The sequence below is a fragment of the Kangiella sediminilitoris genome, assembly GCF_001708405.1.
Lineage (GTDB): Bacteria > Pseudomonadota > Gammaproteobacteria > Enterobacterales > Kangiellaceae > Kangiella > Kangiella sediminilitoris.
In genome coordinates this window covers 1104358-1119853 of the sequence record NZ_CP012418.1, presented here as the reverse complement: position 1 = coordinate 1119853, position 15496 = coordinate 1104358, and the positions used below count along the sequence as shown (strand labels likewise).

Annotated in this window: 13 protein-coding genes and 1 tRNA gene; 7 read left to right on the top strand and 7 right to left on the bottom strand. The window is 42.0% G+C overall.

Annotation, left to right across the window (positions count from 1 at the left end; translation table 11 throughout):
* Positions 1-2 precede the first annotated feature (2 nt).
* Complete coding sequence (locus tag KS2013_RS05250; protein ID WP_068990763.1) at positions 3-992, top strand: agmatine deiminase family protein; 990 nt, start codon at positions 3-5, stop codon at positions 990-992.
* 20 nt (positions 993-1012) lie between these two features.
* The gene (gene aguB / locus KS2013_RS05245; RefSeq protein WP_068990761.1) at positions 1013-1873 is read left to right on the top strand and encodes an N-carbamoylputrescine amidase; all 861 of its coding nucleotides are present in this window, start codon (positions 1013-1015) and stop codon (positions 1871-1873) included.
* Between the two features lie 32 nt (positions 1874-1905).
* Here the strand turns inward: aguB and KS2013_RS05240 are convergent, their stop codons facing one another.
* The 5 genes from KS2013_RS05240 to KS2013_RS05220 form a co-directional block, all read right to left on the bottom strand.
* Positions 1906-2280, bottom strand: a complete 375-nt coding sequence (locus KS2013_RS05240; protein WP_068990758.1) for a VOC family protein — start codon at positions 2278-2280, stop codon at positions 1906-1908.
* 18 nt (positions 2281-2298) lie between these two features.
* The gene (locus KS2013_RS05235) at positions 2299-2979 is read right to left on the bottom strand and encodes a rhodanese-like domain-containing protein (protein ID WP_068990755.1); all 681 of its coding nucleotides are present in this window, start codon (positions 2977-2979) and stop codon (positions 2299-2301) included.
* 64 nt (positions 2980-3043) lie between these two features.
* A tRNA-Arg gene (locus tag KS2013_RS05230) sits at positions 3044-3119 on the bottom strand.
* 323 nt (positions 3120-3442) lie between these two features.
* Positions 3443-5365 carry an alpha/beta hydrolase family protein gene (locus KS2013_RS05225; RefSeq protein ID WP_068990754.1) on the bottom strand — a complete coding sequence of 641 codons (1923 nt, stop codon included), beginning with the start codon at positions 5363-5365 and terminating at the stop codon, positions 3443-3445.
* Positions 5366-5449: 84 nt separating this feature from the next.
* Positions 5450-8260, bottom strand: coding sequence for a TonB-dependent receptor plug domain-containing protein (locus KS2013_RS05220; protein WP_068990749.1), 2811 nt, complete (start codon positions 8258-8260; stop codon positions 5450-5452).
* Between the two features lie 237 nt (positions 8261-8497).
* Here KS2013_RS05220 and KS2013_RS05215 point away from each other — a divergent pair, with 237 nt between their 5' ends.
* Positions 8498-8920, top strand: coding sequence for a LexA family protein (locus KS2013_RS05215; RefSeq protein WP_068990746.1), 423 nt, complete (start codon positions 8498-8500; stop codon positions 8918-8920).
* Positions 8917-10164, top strand: coding sequence for a Y-family DNA polymerase (locus KS2013_RS05210; protein WP_068990739.1), 1248 nt, complete (start codon positions 8917-8919; stop codon positions 10162-10164). Before KS2013_RS05215 ends, KS2013_RS05210 begins: the two co-directional genes overlap by 4 nt.
* A 13-nt stretch (positions 10165-10177) precedes the next feature.
* Here KS2013_RS05210 and KS2013_RS05205 read toward each other — a convergent pair whose 3' ends face one another.
* Complete coding sequence (locus KS2013_RS05205) at positions 10178-11005, bottom strand: polysaccharide pyruvyl transferase family protein (RefSeq protein WP_068990736.1); 828 nt, start codon at positions 11003-11005, stop codon at positions 10178-10180.
* 298 nt (positions 11006-11303) lie between these two features.
* Here KS2013_RS05205 and aat point away from each other — a divergent pair, with 298 nt between their 5' ends.
* From aat to infA, 3 genes are all read left to right on the top strand, one after another.
* Positions 11304-12014 (top strand): leucyl/phenylalanyl-tRNA--protein transferase, encoded by a 711-nt coding sequence (aat, locus tag KS2013_RS05200; protein WP_068990733.1) that lies wholly within the window; start codon positions 11304-11306, stop codon positions 12012-12014.
* Between the two features lie 40 nt (positions 12015-12054).
* A complete protein-coding gene (locus KS2013_RS05195; RefSeq protein WP_068990732.1) occupies positions 12055-12774 on the top strand; it encodes an arginyltransferase in 720 nt (239 codons plus the stop codon).
* A gap of 102 nt (positions 12775-12876) precedes the next feature.
* A complete protein-coding gene (infA, locus tag KS2013_RS05190; protein WP_046561074.1) occupies positions 12877-13095 on the top strand; it encodes a translation initiation factor IF-1 in 219 nt (72 codons plus the stop codon).
* Positions 13096-13190: 95 nt separating this feature from the next.
* On the opposite strand, the gene clpA is transcribed toward infA, so the two are convergent.
* Entirely contained in the window at positions 13191-15464 is a 2274-nt protein-coding gene (gene clpA, locus KS2013_RS05185; RefSeq protein WP_068990731.1) for an ATP-dependent Clp protease ATP-binding subunit ClpA, read from the bottom strand.
* Positions 15465-15496: the final 32 nt, after the last annotated feature.

The following is a 15496-nucleotide window of genomic DNA, read 5'->3' as shown; positions in this document are numbered from 1 at the left end:
TTATGGCATCTCAAGAAAATAGGCGCTGGCCCGCTGAGTGGGAGCCTCATAAGGCGACCTGGATGGCATGGCCCTGTCGTCAGTCAATCTGGATAAATGGCCTTGAAACAGCTCAGCGGGCTTTTGCTGAAGTAGCCAATACTATTTCGGAATCCGAGCCCGTTTGTATGTTGATTAGGAAGGAGCATTTACGCTTTGCTAAAAAGATTCTAAGCGAAAACGTAGAAGTATTTGAATATCCGCTGGATGATAGCTGGGCAAGAGATTTTTCTCCGATATGGATATCACATGAAGAGAAAGCAAAAGCCCTAAGGTTTATGTTTAACGCCTGGGGCGAAAAATTTTATCCTTATGCTAATGATGCAGGAGTTGCTGATTTTATCATTGATAAAGTTGGGGACCCTTTCTCGGAACAGAACTTTGTTTTAGAAGGTGGCGCGATACATGGTAATGGCGCAGGAACCTTGATGACAACTGAAGAGTGCTTGCTGAACCCTAACCGGAACCCTGCGATAAGCAAGCAGGCACTAGAAAACAGATTACTTGAAGTGTTCGGTGCCGAAAAAATGATATGGTTACCACAGGGATTATATGGAGATGAGGATACTGATGGTCATGTCGACAATATTGCCTGCTTTATCGATGAACATAGAGTACTAAGCCAGAGGGTTAATCACTCTGATAGTGAAAATGCTGACATTTATAACAACAACAGTGGCGTCATAAAGGATCATGGTTTTGAACTTATTGAAATCCATGAGCCAGAACCGCGCTACTATAACGGTAAGCGTTTACCTTTATCTTATATTAATTTTTATGTGGCTAATGAGCAGATCATCATACCCAGCTTTGGGTGTTCGCAAGATGACGAAGCAAGAAGCTTGATTCAGGAATTATTTCCAAAACGCACTGTCTCTCAAGTCAATGCGAATGAAATAATTATCGGTGGTGGTGGCATACACTGCATCACCATGCAACAACCGGCAATATAATTGCCTAATAAAGAGTTAACATCATGAGAAACGTTACTTTTTCAGCTACTCAATTTGCTGTTACAGATAACTTCGATGAAAATATATCGATTGCAGAAAGCCTAGTCCAGGAGGCCGCTGAACGTGGTGCGCAAGTTATTTTGCTCCAGGAGTTATTTGCAGGATACTATTGGTGTAAGGATCAGGATCCAAAATACTTTGATTGGGCAGAATCTTATAATACTAGCCGTGTTTTACAGCATTTTAAGACCGTAGCCAAACGCCTCGGGGTGGTCCTACCCATCAGTTACTTTGAACGCTCAGATAATGCCTACTTCAACTCTTTGGCTATGATTGATGCTGACGGTTCAATTCTGGATAATTATCGTAAGATGCATATCCCAGATGGTCCCGGATATCAGGAAAAGTTTTATTTTAGTCCTGGTGATACCGGCTTTAAAGTGTGGGATACCAGGTTTGGACGCTTTGGCGCGGCAATTTGCTGGGATCAATGGTTTCCCGAAGCGGCTCGCATTATGACTTTGAAGGGTGCCGAAGCTCTCTTCTACCCCACCGCTATTGGTACCGAGCCCCAGGATCCAACATGGGATTCAAGTGGGCACTGGCAAAGAGTTATGCAGGGTCATAGTGGCGCCAATATGGTTCCGGTTATCGCATCTAACCGAATAGGAACAGAGCAAGGTCAAAGCTGCGAGCTTACCTTCTACGGTTCCTCTTTTATAACCAATCATTTTGGCGATAAAGTCGTAGAAATGGATAAGTCCAGCAAAGGCGTGATTATCCACCAATTTGATCTGGATGCTCAGGCAAAAGACAGAGCCTCGTGGGGACTGTTTAGAGACCGAAGACCGGAGTATTACGGTAGAATAACCCAGTTATAATCACTAACTATTATAAGGGCAGTAAACTGCCCTTATTTATTGGGTTGCCACAGCTCAATCTTGTTTCCTTCAGGGTCCATAAACCAACCGAAAATCCCGAACTCATCCTCAGTTTTGTTACCAACTGTTTGACCTCCATTTCTAACCACCTGAGTGAGGCATTCATCGACATTATCCACAATAAAGTTAATCATGAACTCTTTGCTTGAAGGCTGAAAATAATCCGTATTGTCAGTAAATGGACTCCAGACAGTGTAGGCATTCTTAGGTGCATTGGCTTGCATGAAATGAGTTCCACCATAACTTGGATCTATTTCAAGGCCTAGGGTGTCACGATACCATGCCGCTAGAGACTTTCGGTTTTTAGATTTAAAAAACACCCCGCCCAGACCAATAACTTTACCCATAACACATCCTATTAGTCCTTATTGAGTGACGTATCCTGTAATATCCTGATTAACACCATTAATAACATTGGTATAGCCAAGTTTCTCTAAAGCCACTTTCGCTTTACCTGCTCGGTTTCCACTTCTACAATAGACTACAATCTGATCAGATTTGTCTAATTTTAACGAATCAATATTTTCAGTTAACGTCGCCAGAGGAAGTAAGGTTGCATCTGCATAGTGACCCTGCTGATATTCAGCCTTTGTGCGAACGTCAATAACCGTGGCATCAGAAAGATCACCTTCTTTGTATACAATGAAATGTGCTTCATAGCTGGCAGGATCAATTTTTATATTAGCTGCCGGGCTTGGTTTCAAATAAGCGAGGAGAAATTGAGTATCTCCAACCACCAGTTTACTTTCTGGTATGTCGGTAACACCAATTAATAATGCCTGTTGAATTGGTTTATTCTTCACAGTGTAATTAACTAAGACTTTTGCCGCCCCAGCTTGGTTGCACTGGGTGCCTTTTGGACAACGATAATCCTCAGCAACACGTTCGAATTGAAAATCAATATCGTTTACTAATACATGTTCCCCGGCACTCAATGTAAAATCACGGGGTAAGTTATCAGAGACAGTTTCTACTTTTTGTTCTCGGCATGAGAAAACTAGAGGCAGAACTACTAATAACGAGACGAATAGTTTTAAAAATTTCATAAGCTTCTATCCTTAAACAATCAATATGACCATTGTTATAGCATAAGAAGCTAAAAGCAAGAAGTGGCGTCCCCACCTGGACTCGAACCAGGAGCTTAGGCTTAGGAGGCCCATGATTTATCCTGTTAATCGATGGGGACGTTGACAGAGACTGCACTATTATAAGAACTATATTAAAAAGTTAAATTGTTTCCTCCAAAATTTTTCCGATTGTTGATTGCACAAGGTTTAGCTTACGATTTTCTTATCGAGCAGTTAAACCCACGAAACGTAGTGATGAAGCTAAATATGCAAACTATCCACTTTCTTATCGTGAACATGAAGGGTGCGTTCATAACCGCTATTTCATTAGTGATTTATTGAAGGATACTCGAATTTTCATGCAAAACACCTTGCTTGAAGTGTGTTTTCTAGAAAAAAAGCCGCTGTATGCGGCTTTTTATTCTGACGAGTCCTTATGACATTACTTTTTCAGATTGCTGTTGAGAAACTCAAGCATTTTAGTATATGCCTCAATACGGTTATCTTCATCTGCAAAACCATGCCCTTCATTTGGCTTAACCAAAGACTCATAAGCAATATTACTTTCTTCCAGCTTCTCTGTTAGAACTTCATAATGCTCAATTGGTGTTCTTCTATCACCAGTACCATGAATCAACAACAAATTAGCTTTAATCTTGTCAACAAAGTTCACAGGGGAGCGTTCATAAGCAAATTCAGCATTATCATAGCCCCATGCTTCATTTAGAAACTCTCTACCGCTTTCTCGCTCATAAATATCAGAGTATTTAAATACCTCAATGTCATAAGCTCCAGCGTAACCTATAGCGCACTGGTACAAATCAGGTTCCTTCACCACACCCATCAGTGCAGCGTATGCTCCGTAGCTAGCGCCAGCGATACAGACTCGATCTTTATCAGCTATTCCCTTATCAATAGCCCACAGAGTAGCATCAGTTAAGTCATCCTGCATTTCACGACCCATTTGCTGATAGTAAGGGAACTCGAAGTTACGCCCTCTTCCACCAGAGCCGCGATAGTTAACCTGTAACACTGCATAGCCATTGTAGGCATAAAACTGTGCTTCAGAATCATAGTACCAGCGATCGTAGACACCATAAGGCCCTCCATGAACCAGAACTACCATCGGTAAGTTTTTTTCTTTCCCTTTTGGCAGTGTTAGGTATCCCCTAATTTCTAAACCATCTCTCGCCTTGAATGATACTGGGTGTCTTAAACCTAATTGGTCAGCGTCGATCCAAGGGAAGCTTTTCATTTCGAAAGACAATTTATTCGTCTTAGCATCAAATAAATAAAATGAACCAGCATCTTGATCGTTAGATACTCGCACTATTGCAAAACGGTTATCTCGTGTAGGTCGGCTAATATCAACGACTTTATCGGGAAAGGCACTTTCTAAAGTTGACTGAATCGCATATACCTTAGAATCCTTATCAAAGAATGTTGACTCAGGATAATTTGGTTGGCGCTCTACTCCTACGATTTTTGGTGAGTTGTAACTGAACTCATAAATATAATCTTCGACACTGGCATCACCTTTTAAAATATGAAGTGGAGCTTTCTCTTTTGTTTTTAAATCAATAGAGTAAATCCCTGCCTTTCCCTCTTCTACATCAGAGAAAACCATCAGCTTACTGTCATTATCGTAGACCTGAAGGGGGCTTATCATCCCATCTTCACGTTCAAACTCAGCGAATTTCTCCCAGCTCCCTTCTGAATTTTTTAAATAGAGTAGAATTAAATCCTGATTATCTTCGTCAACACCAATACTGACATAAGCTTTGTTGTCACCTCCTATAAGTATACTGCCACCCTTGACTGCGCCAGTATCAATTTTTCTATAGCGGCTTGAGTAAACATCAAACTCATAAAGTCCTGGATATCCTCTTTCATACATGACGGTCAGAACAGTATCTTCGTCACTGTCCAAAGTATCTACAACTCTAAAGCCCTTCGGAAGAGAGGTAGAAGCACCAGCCTTATTCCTTGGAGGCCAAATTTGGTACTTATCAGAACCATCAACATCTCCACCAAAGTAATAACCTGTTTGAGCAGGAAGGTCTAAGGGGCCCACTTTCTTATTACGGCCTACAACTAACCGTTTATCAGACACCCAGTAAAAAGTACCTGCTTCATAATCTTGAGGAAAGAAAAATCGTTGCTTAATCTCTTTTGTCTTTCGATCCAGGATATAAACTTCTCTTTTACCTGAAACTTCCCCCCTAACAGCCAAGTATCTTCCATCTGGCGATAATTTTAAGCTATCGGCTTGTCTATACTTAAAAAAGTCCTCTACAGTTATTTCAGCATTCGAAACAATTGGAAAAAGTAATAAAACCAGTAGTAAGCTTTTTAACTTTGTCATTTATTCATCCATTAATGTAACTATTTGTATGATTATTATAAGTATTCAAAAAAGCCCTGCTGAGCAGGGCTTTTCTTTTATCGACTAAAATCGATAGGTTGCTTCTAAATAAACCTCTCGGCCAATACCAGCACCACCATATACAAAGTTGTTGTACCATGGGAATGCGTTAGGACCAATGGTTCTATCTCTAGGAGCTCCATTGTCGAACAAGTCACGTATTGTAAGGCGAGTACGGAAGTCCGAAGACCAGTTATAACTAGTGGTCAAATTATAACGGAAATGCGGAGGAACTCGATCACTCAGGGTACCGTCCTGCACTAATGGATGACCAGGGTCATAAACCGTTGTCGAGCCTTCTCGTAACATAGTTAATGCCATACCAAAGTCATTATAAGTATATTTGGCTGTTGCATTAATTTTCGTGCGAGGCTCCCAACCACCAAGGATTGGATCATCTCTCAACTCAATTCCGTCAAACTTATGACTCAGTAGGTGTGAGTAGTTAATTTGGAAGTCAAAGCGACCATAATCAATATCAAACCCGTACAATAGACGCGCATCAACAGTTTCCACTGACTCTTCAGAAATATTTCGCGGTGTAACGTTAAATGAATTAATTTCATCAACACCTGTATCTTCATTAAAGACACGAGTAATCAAGTTAGACACCTGATCACAGTTAATGTCTGATAAGTCTTGAGATGGTCTAGAACCAGTTATTGTAACTCCGTCAGTTAAACACTCAAACTCACGGAACAATAAAGAACTAGTAGATAGCTGAGATACTCTATCCTCCAGTGTTACTTTCTGCCAGTCGACTTGGAAAGTTAAGTCGTCAGTAACATCATAGACGAAACCGACCCAACGCGTATCACCTGTCTCATCTTTAAGGGGCTCATTACCAACTTCGCCAGGGCCTAATCGACGAGCAAAGATTTGAGTACCAACACAGTCGTCCACTGCATCAAATGTGTCTGGAGAGCCCAACCCTTGCCAGCAAGAATACAAATCCGTAACGGTTGTATAGAAACCTGTACGGCTGTATACCTGAACTAAGTCCGGTGCACGGAAAGATTCTGAATACCCACCACGGAATAAGACGCTGTCAGTTGGACGCCATTCATACTTAATCGAAGGTGTCACACGAGTACCAATTGACGATGAATCCTTGTCATATTTATCAGCTCGAGCCGCAACATTTAAATCAAATGTTTCATGTAGTGGAACATTCATTTCCATACCAACGGCAACTCGGTCTCTATCACCTTCACCATCATAGCCTGTTAAACCTAACCAGCCTGAACCAGAAGTGTAAGGGAACACTGGCGGCTGAGTAATTAACTCATCAGGTTTAAATTTAAGTTCTTGTTTTTCATACTCAAGTATAGCGGCGTATGATACAGGCCCAGCAGCCATATCCCATAGGTCACCTCTTAATATGAACTGGGTGCCAGTTGAGGATGTTTCATTGCCGTAGGTTTGAACCCCTAGTGCACTGTTAACCAAATCTCGGTTAGAGTCATCTATCTGTGCGAACAAGTTATCAAACAAGCCAAATGAGCCGTTACCAAAAAATACTGGTGTTGAGCCTACATAGGTAAAGAAGTCACCAAAGAATACATCAATAGCTTCTTGTGCTTTAAAGCGTACACGGCTACTTTCTAATTCATACTGACTACGGTATACAGAAGCTTCCCATTCATGTTCACCAATGTAGCCACGGGCACCGAATGAAACATTAAATGAATCATCTTCATAGAATGAATCTAGCGAACGCTGCAAGTCCTCTTCATAGAAGCTTCGAAGCACAGTATAGTATTCAGAACCATTATAAATTCGATCTTGAATAAAAATGCTGTAACGGTCTACCGTCGACTCACTGGAGTTATATAGAAGTTCACCAAATAACTCCGTTTCACCTACGTTATAAGTTCCGTTCGCAAATACAGAAAGCTGTTCACGTTCGTTACGGAAATTAGTTAGCGCAATATTATCACGGCCACACAAGTAACCTAGAGATTCTGAATACAAGAAACGCTGTGAGCCAAAGTTTTCACACTGATCACCCGGATCAACTAACTGGCCTGCAAACCTATCAAGGACGTACGTGTCAAAGTTTAGTGTTGATGGCTCGATGTCTTGGTATGGGTAATCATCATTTGAATCGTACTTATCATAGTCACCGGCACTAATTGGATCCGTTTGACGATAAGATATACCTATTGTGAAATTACCATTTCCAGAAACTGCACCTGTGGTCAAGTCAATACGGTAATCATCACCTTCAGCTTCTACAGGGCGACCATAAACAACGTTTAGAGTTGTTTCATCAACATCATTTTTCAGGACGATGTTAATAACACCTGCCACAGCATCTGAACCATAAATAGATGAACCACCACCACTTAGAACCTCAATGCGTTCAATTGCAGCCTGTGGAATTGCACCAAAATTCACCGCAGAGCTGGAGCCTTGATACGCTGCTGGGTAGTTCGCAACACGTCTACCATTGATCAAGGTTAACGAGTTACCCACACCAAAACCACGAATATTTAATGTACGAATATCAGGCGTAAAACCATTGGAAAACTCTGGACCTTCAATCTGAATACCGTTGTTGATGGTTAGATCGTTTAGAGCGTCGTAAACTGTAGTGTGTCCCTGCTCCTTCATGTCATCACTAGTAATTATTAATACAGGTGACGCACCTTCAACATTATTTCTTTTCAGACGCGAGCCTACAACTGTAATTACCTCTACTCCCGCCTGCTCTTCCTGTTGCTCCTCATCATCTCCCTCTTCAGCAGCGTAAGCTGTTGTTGAAAAGGCCACTGAAGCTGTGGCAAAAAGAGCAAGTTTTACCGCCTTAGCGATAATATTTTGCTTTGTCATTGTTTTTAATCTCCCCTATTACTTTCATTCACCGATAGAACCGTTCGGCCAAATTATAATAATGGAACAATTCACATTTGAGAAGAATTTTATCCGTTTTGTACAATTTGTTACACTCCAAGGGATCTATTCCTAATGAAACTTGAGGGATGGCTTGCAAAGCTAGCTGACCAATTTTAGACAATATGCTAACCTGTAACTGTTTCAATAATACACCTCTTAATAGAACCAATTATCATGAGCAAAGTTTCCATACTAAAGCCCCAGGGTAGTTACTCCGATATCCCTCTATACTCAGGCAGAGTATCCGCTGGCTTTCCTGGTGTTGTTGATGAGCACATGGAAGAAACGTTAAGTCTTGATCAGCTATTAATTAAAAATGCGGCCACAACGTTTTTCGCTCGCGTTGAAGGCGACTCAATGATTGGTGCAGGTATATTCCAAGGTGATATTCTAGTAGTGGATCGGTCCGTCAGCGCGAAGGATGGTGATATAGTGGTCGCCTTACTGGATAACGAGTTTACAGTAAAACGGCTCAAAAAGTCTGACACATTGACTTTGCAAGCTGAAAATCCTGACTACCCCAATATTCAGATCACTGGCGAGCATGAGCTAATGATCTGGGGTGTGGTTACTGGCTTAGCTCGGAGCTTACGATGAGTGAAAGCACCTATGCACTTTGTGATGTTAACAGCTTTTATGTAGCCTGCGAGCGATTATTCCGTCCAGATTTACAGAATAAACCGGTTATTGTACTGAGTAATAATGATGGCTGTGCGATCGCTATGTGCGATCGCTCAAAATCGTTAGGCATAAAAATGGGGGCCCCTTACTTCCAAATACAGTCCCTGGTTAAAAAGCATCGCATCGAGTGTTTTTCATCAAATTACGGTTTATACGGCGATATCTCGCAACGCTTCAACTGGGTTCTAAACCAGTTTGCAGACAAGGTTTCCCCCTACTCCGTGGATGAGTCATTTCTTAAGCTTGATGGCTTTAATAACGATCTGACCGAATACTGCAGAACCTTAAAGGATACCGTGAATGAGTGGCTGTCCCTCCCCATCTGCATAGGTCTGGGTCCAACGAAAACTCTGGCCAAAGTCGCCAATCACTATGCCAAAAAGCATAAAGTATCTACCCACGGCGTCGTTGACTTAAGCAACACACGACACCGGGAGTGGGCCCTGAGACGAATGCGGGTTGATCAGGTCTGGGGTATAGGACGACGGCTCTCACAAAAACTTCGCCTCCATGGTATTAATAGCGCGTGGGAGCTGCATAATGCTGAATATAAGACTCTACAGCGCATGTTCTCGGTTAATATGGAGCGAACTATCTTAGAGCTAAGGGGCCAGCCCTGCCTTGCTTTTGATGAGCTGCCACAACCAAAGCAATCAATCCTTAACTCACGCTCTTTTGGCAACACCATTACCGAGTATAAAGATTTAAAAGAAGCCCTCGCCTACCATGCAACAAGATGCTGTGAAAAGTTACGTCTACAGTCCTCCCTGGCGTCCAGCATTCAACTATTCCTGTATACCCGCGATGGTCAGCACTTAAGTAAAACGCTAACCTTTACCGAGCCAAACGACGATACAAGCCTTTTCCTGAAAGCTATTGAACTGGGATTACAGGGTATCTACAGAAAAGGATGCCACTATAAAAAGGCCGGTGTGACGCTATTAGGTTTAGTTCCAAGCAAAGGGTACCAGTCCGATATTTTTAATAAAGCTCCTCAACGCCCAGAACTCATGAGCAGTCTGGACTCAATTAATGCTAAATATGGGCAGGATACTATTAAGTTTGGCAGCCTGGGCTTCGCAAAGCGCTGGGCTATGCGATGCAACTCCAGATCCCCACGCTATACCAGTCGATGGAGCGATGTCATACAGGTGAAGTAGCCTAAAGAACTATCTACTTTTGCCGCTCAGCTGCAGGAAATGCCTGCAGTAACTTATCAAGATCCAAAGTAATCGGTTTAAGCTGACACCGATGAACAATATCTGTTAACGACATATTGGTTAACTCTTCAACCGGTATGGGTCGCTGCTCATACTGTTCAATAGAATGGTAATAATCCTGAAACTTAAAACCTCCCCCAGTCAACTCATTTGAAAATTTTACCCACTGGTTAGGAATACCGTAGCTGTCTGAGGCGATAAGACCGTGAAGCGAGGATGAAATAACATTTTTACACTCTAAAAGATCATCAATAAAAGCTTCTGAGCTTTTTGAAATATCCAGTATTTTAGCACCCTCACTGGCTAACTTTTTTAGCAATGGATGATCTTTATCTCGGTAGTGAGGGACAACGCCAAGGGTGTATTGTTTTTCTATATTGGGAAAATAAAACCGAGGCATTAATAAGGCAGGGTCACCATAAACTTCAGGTGCGTCAATTTTTTTCTTCCTCAACAGCTTTCTTGTCAGGGGGCCACGTACTGCACATACCTTTAAAGGCTTACACTTTATATTACCCTTCTTAGATATAAACCCAGATCCCCAGACAATACTATTACTATTGGCCTGACGTAGAATGCTACCCACACCCAGGATATGCTGACGCCCTGAGTCTACTTTAATATCTTTCCCTGATATTCTTTCAAGCAAATATTTATTGATACTGTCTCCCCAGTTAGGGGTTTTTTCAAAATAATTGCAATACAGCTGCTCACCCTCAATATGGGGCAATTCTGAAGGCTTATTTTGGGCAGGCCCAAGAATTTTACGGAAAAAGGTCATGAATAAACTCTGTGTAACGGACTCACCTATAGATTATGGGGAGCTAGCTAAGAAAATCAATTTGGATATACAAAAATGAGACTTAGTGTTTTATTCCCAGGGAGAACTCGAGGCAAATAAAACCGAGTTTTATGGAATAAAGTTCCCTTTGTCAGAGCTCGGGATAATTAATCCAACCATTACCTATTATATTGAAAATAACATCTAACCAATATTTCAGATTACAGAGATGTGCAAAGCCCTTAAAGTCATTTCAACTTTTATAGTAAACTGTAACAAATTCTAATTACGATACCTTATGACCAACCAAGTTTTTTTATTGGGAGAGTCTCCTAAATTTCCTGATGCAGATCTTGCACAAGAGGAACCTAACGGTTTATTGGCCATAGGAGGCGATCTATCGCTACCAAGATTAGTTGAAGCCTATCGTCATGGTATTTTCCCCTGGTACTCTGAAGGCGAGCCAATACTCTGGTGGTCTCCAGATCCACGCTGTGTTTTCTTTCTTGAGAATATTCATATCTCTCGTTCTATGAGGAGAGAACTTAAAAAGTCTCCTTATCACATCACCTTAAATAAAGTCTTCAATGAAGTGGTCGAGGGTTGCGCCGCACCGAGGGCTAAGCAGCCTGAAACGTGGATTCTGCCTGAAATGAAGCAAGCCTATATCGACCTGCACCAGCAGGGCTTCGCCCACTCCATAGAGGTATGGAGTAATGAACAGCTGGTAGGCGGTTTGTACGGTGTCAGCATAGGTCGCTTTTTCTTTGGCGAATCTATGTTTAGTCAAGCAGCTAATGCCTCTAAATTCGCATTAGTATATTTGGGGCATTACCTCAAAAGTCAGGGCTTTCTCATGCTGGATAGCCAGGTTGGTAACCCGCACCTATATAGTATGGGAGCTGTTGATCTACCTAGAGTGGAGTTTTTAGATCTCCTGGACAAGCATATCAACTGGGTTCAGCCTACTGGTATGTGGAACCCCAGGGACTTAACCGACTGGCGCTAAGGTAGTAGCAAATATATTTCAACAGTAGTACTCTAACAGCATGAGTAACAAGGAAAAAACCACACAACACATACGGCTTTTTAAAGGGCCGGAGCATGCTTGTGGCTACTTGGATAATAAGATTGCCGTATCGGTTTTTGCTGACCCCAGTCTCCTACTCAGCAGTGAACTTTATTCAGAGTTAAGTCGCCAAGGATTTAGACGTAGTGGCGAACACGTTTATCGCCCCCATTGCCCTGGCTGCTCCGCATGTTGGGCATATCGTGTACTAACAGAGCATTTTAAACCGAGTAAAAGTCAACGCAGAGTATTACGTAACAATCGACACTTGAGTGTTAGCATGGCGCCTCCCGAGTTTAAGGAAGAAGATTACCAGCTGTATGAGGACTACATAAAAATTCGGCACCGTGATGGCGATATGTTTCCACCCTCAAAAAGACAGTATACTGACTTTTTGTTTTCAGACTGGTGCGATACCATTCTTCTTAAAGTTAGAGATGAGGAGAAACTTGTTGCGGTTATTTGCCTTGACGTTCTCGATGATGGACTATCAGCGGTTTATTCCTTTTTTGATACCAGCTCACAGTACTCAAGCCTGGGTGTTTTCATCATACTAAAAAGTATAGAATATTGTCAGCGAATGTACCTTCCTTACTGTTACCTCGGGTACTACGTCAAAGGGTGTCAAAAAATGAATTATAAAGTAAAATATAAACCAGCAGAGGTATTTAGGAACAAACGCTGGTTAAGCTTAGATTAACTAAAAAGTGTTAAAATACTTTGCGATTATGGGCCAAATAGTGCATCATACGCCCATTTTTTAAGCATATTGTAAATTAATTGCACAGGAGAGATTGGCCGGATGGCGAAAGAAGACGTAATTGAATTAGAAGGTAAAGTATTAGAAACCCTTCCAAATACTATGTTCCGAGTTGAACTAGAAAATGGTCATATTGTTACAGCCCATATTTCGGGAAAAATGCGTAAAAATTATATTCGTATTTTAACAGGCGATAAAGTAACAGTAGAGATCAGCCCATACGATCTAAGCAAAGGTAGAATTACCTTCCGTGCGCGTTAATTAGATTTTAACGCAGGCTAGCAGCCTGGCGTTAGAATAAAAAAAGGTGTTGCTTAAGAGCAACACCTTTTTTTATTTGTATAAGGAATGGCCTACTACTCTGTCCCTTGTTTTTGAGTTATTTTTTTACGTAATGGCTCAACGTGGATGTCCAGATTTCCATCTTTAAGGTCAATATACACATCGCCCCCATCCACAAGTTCTCCAAACAATATCTCATTAGCCAGAGGTTTTCTTACCTTATCGCTAATCAGTCTAGCCATAGGACGTGCGCCCATATTGACATCATAGCCATTCTCCGCAAACCACTCACGAGCGTCGTCATCCACATGTAAATTTACCTGTTTTGCATCCAGCTGTCCCTGAACCTCGGTCAGGAACTTATCGACGATAGATAAAATGACTTTTTTCGGTAGTGAGTTGAACCATACAATGGCATCCAGTCTGTTACGGAACTCAGGCGAGAATGTTTTGTTAATCGCCTCCTCATTATTCCGCGACATATCTTGTTCTTTAAAACCAATAGACTGTCTTATAAGATCCTGAGCGCCAGCATTACTGGTCATCACAAGAACAACATTACGGAAATCGGCCTTGCGGCCATTATTATCAGTCAAAGTGCCGTGGTCCATAACCTGTAGCAAGATATTAAAGACATCAGGATGAGCTTTTTCAATTTCATCGAGCAGAACAACAGCATGTGGGTTCTTATTAACGGCTTCTGTCAGAAGACCGCCCTTATCATATCCTACGTACCCGGGAGGCGCGCCAATCAAACGCGACACAGTATGTCGCTCCATATACTCAGACATATCAAAGCGGATTAATTCAACCCCCATTAGCTTGGCAAGTTGGCGAGTAACCTCCGTTTTACCCACCCCAGTAGGGCCAGCAAACAGAAAAGAGCCAACGGGACGATTCTCTTGTCCAAGACCTGCACGGGATAATTTAATCGCTTCAGATAATGTATCAATAGCCTTATCCTGGCCGAAAACAACCATCTTCAGGTTTCTATCCAGATTACGTAATAGTTTCTTGTCAGAAGACGATACTGTTTTTTCAGGGATTCTAGCTATTTTAGAAATAACCTGTTCAATATCGGTGGTGTCGATAACTTTTTTACGATTTTCATCAGGCTGTATACGCTGGCGGGCGCCAGCTTCATCAATCACATCAATAGCCTTGTCAGGTAACTGACGATCATTGATGTATTTTGCAGAGAGCTCAGCAGCTGACTTCAGTGCTGACGGCGTGTACTTAACCTGATGATGTTTCTCATATCGTTCTTTTAAACCTTCCAAAATAGACACAGTTTCCGAAATGCTGGGTTCGTTAACATCTACTTTCTGAAAACGTCTGGCCAAAGCATGGTCCTTTTCAAAAATACCGCGGTACTCCTGGAAAGTCGTAGAACCGATACAGCGCAAGTCACCGTTAGCTAAGACGGGTTTGATAAGGTTAGATGCATCCATAGTGCCACCTGAGGCTGCACCTGCTCCAATAATCGTATGAATTTCATCAATAAAAAGGATGGCGTGACGCTCTTTTTTCAGCTGTGCTAAAACTGCTTTTAATCTTTTTTCAAAGTCACCACGATATTTCGTACCAGCGAGTAGAACACCTAAATCCAGAGAATATACTACTGCATCAGAAATAACTTCGGGTACATCTTCATCCACGATTCGTTTGGCCAGCCCTTCTGCAATAGCCGTTTTACCGACACCGGCATCACCGACAAGCAAGGGGTTATTTTTTCGACGACGGCATAGAATCTGAACCACTCTCTCGACCTCATGCTTTCGACCAATCAAAGGGTCAATTTTGCCCTCTTCGGCTAATTGATTGAGATTTATAGCATACTGATCAAGTGGTTTTGCTTCAGCAGACTCTTCTGGTTGAACATCATCTTCTATTTCTGATGTATCAAACTCTTCTTCATCAGCCACACCGTGTGAAATAAAGTTCACAACGTCGAGTCGGGAAACGTCTTGTTTGGAAAGCAGATAGACGGCCTGTGACTCTGGTTCACTGAACATTGCAACAAGAACGTTGGCTCCGCTTACGGATTCTTTTCCAGATGACTGGACATGAAATACCGCACGTTGTAATACACGCTGAAAACCGATAGTAGGCTGAATTTCATACTCATCGTTGTCTTCAGAGAACTGTGGTGTGGTCTTACCCACAAAGTTCTCCAGCTCGTCACGAAGTTTGGAAAGATCGACCGAACAGGCCTTTAACACCTCTACTGCATCTTTATTATCCAATAGCGCCAGCATTAAGTGCTCAATGGTGATGAACTCATGACGATACTCTCTAGCTCGGTGAAAAGCCTTATTCAGAGAGCGCTCTAATTCTTTATCAAGCATGATAACCTCTTCTTGCCAGGTCAGCTCAATCG

Bases quoted from the DNA above. Each gene is read 5' to 3' on its own strand.
- KS2013_RS05240 (WP_068990758.1), bottom strand. From the start codon at position 2,280: ATGGGTAAAGTTATTGGTCTGGGCGGGGTGTTTTTTAAATCTAAAAAC.
- KS2013_RS05210 (WP_068990739.1), top strand. From the start codon at position 8,917: ATGAGTGAAAGCACCTATGCACTTTGTGATGTTAACAGCTTTTATGTA.
- KS2013_RS05220 (WP_068990749.1), bottom strand. From the start codon at position 8,260: ATGACAAAGCAAAATATTATCGCTAAGGCGGTAAAACTTGCTCTTTTT.
- KS2013_RS05205 (WP_068990736.1), bottom strand. From the start codon at position 11,005: ATGACCTTTTTCCGTAAAATTCTTGGGCCTGCCCAAAATAAGCCTTCA.
- KS2013_RS05195 (WP_068990732.1), top strand. From the start codon at position 12,055: ATGAGTAACAAGGAAAAAACCACACAACACATACGGCTTTTTAAAGGG.
- KS2013_RS05225 (WP_068990754.1), bottom strand. From the start codon at position 5,365: ATGACAAAGTTAAAAAGCTTACTACTGGTTTTATTACTTTTTCCAATT.
- KS2013_RS05215 (WP_068990746.1), top strand. From the start codon at position 8,498: ATGAGCAAAGTTTCCATACTAAAGCCCCAGGGTAGTTACTCCGATATC.
- KS2013_RS05235 (WP_068990755.1), bottom strand. From the start codon at position 2,979: ATGAAATTTTTAAAACTATTCGTCTCGTTATTAGTAGTTCTGCCTCTA.
- aat (WP_068990733.1), top strand. From the start codon at position 11,304: ATGACCAACCAAGTTTTTTTATTGGGAGAGTCTCCTAAATTTCCTGAT.
- clpA (WP_068990731.1), bottom strand. From the start codon at position 15,464: ATGCTTGATAAAGAATTAGAGCGCTCTCTGAATAAGGCTTTTCACCGA.
- infA (WP_046561074.1), top strand. From the start codon at position 12,877: ATGGCGAAAGAAGACGTAATTGAATTAGAAGGTAAAGTATTAGAAACC.
- KS2013_RS05250 (WP_068990763.1), top strand. From the start codon at position 3: ATGGCATCTCAAGAAAATAGGCGCTGGCCCGCTGAGTGGGAGCCTCAT.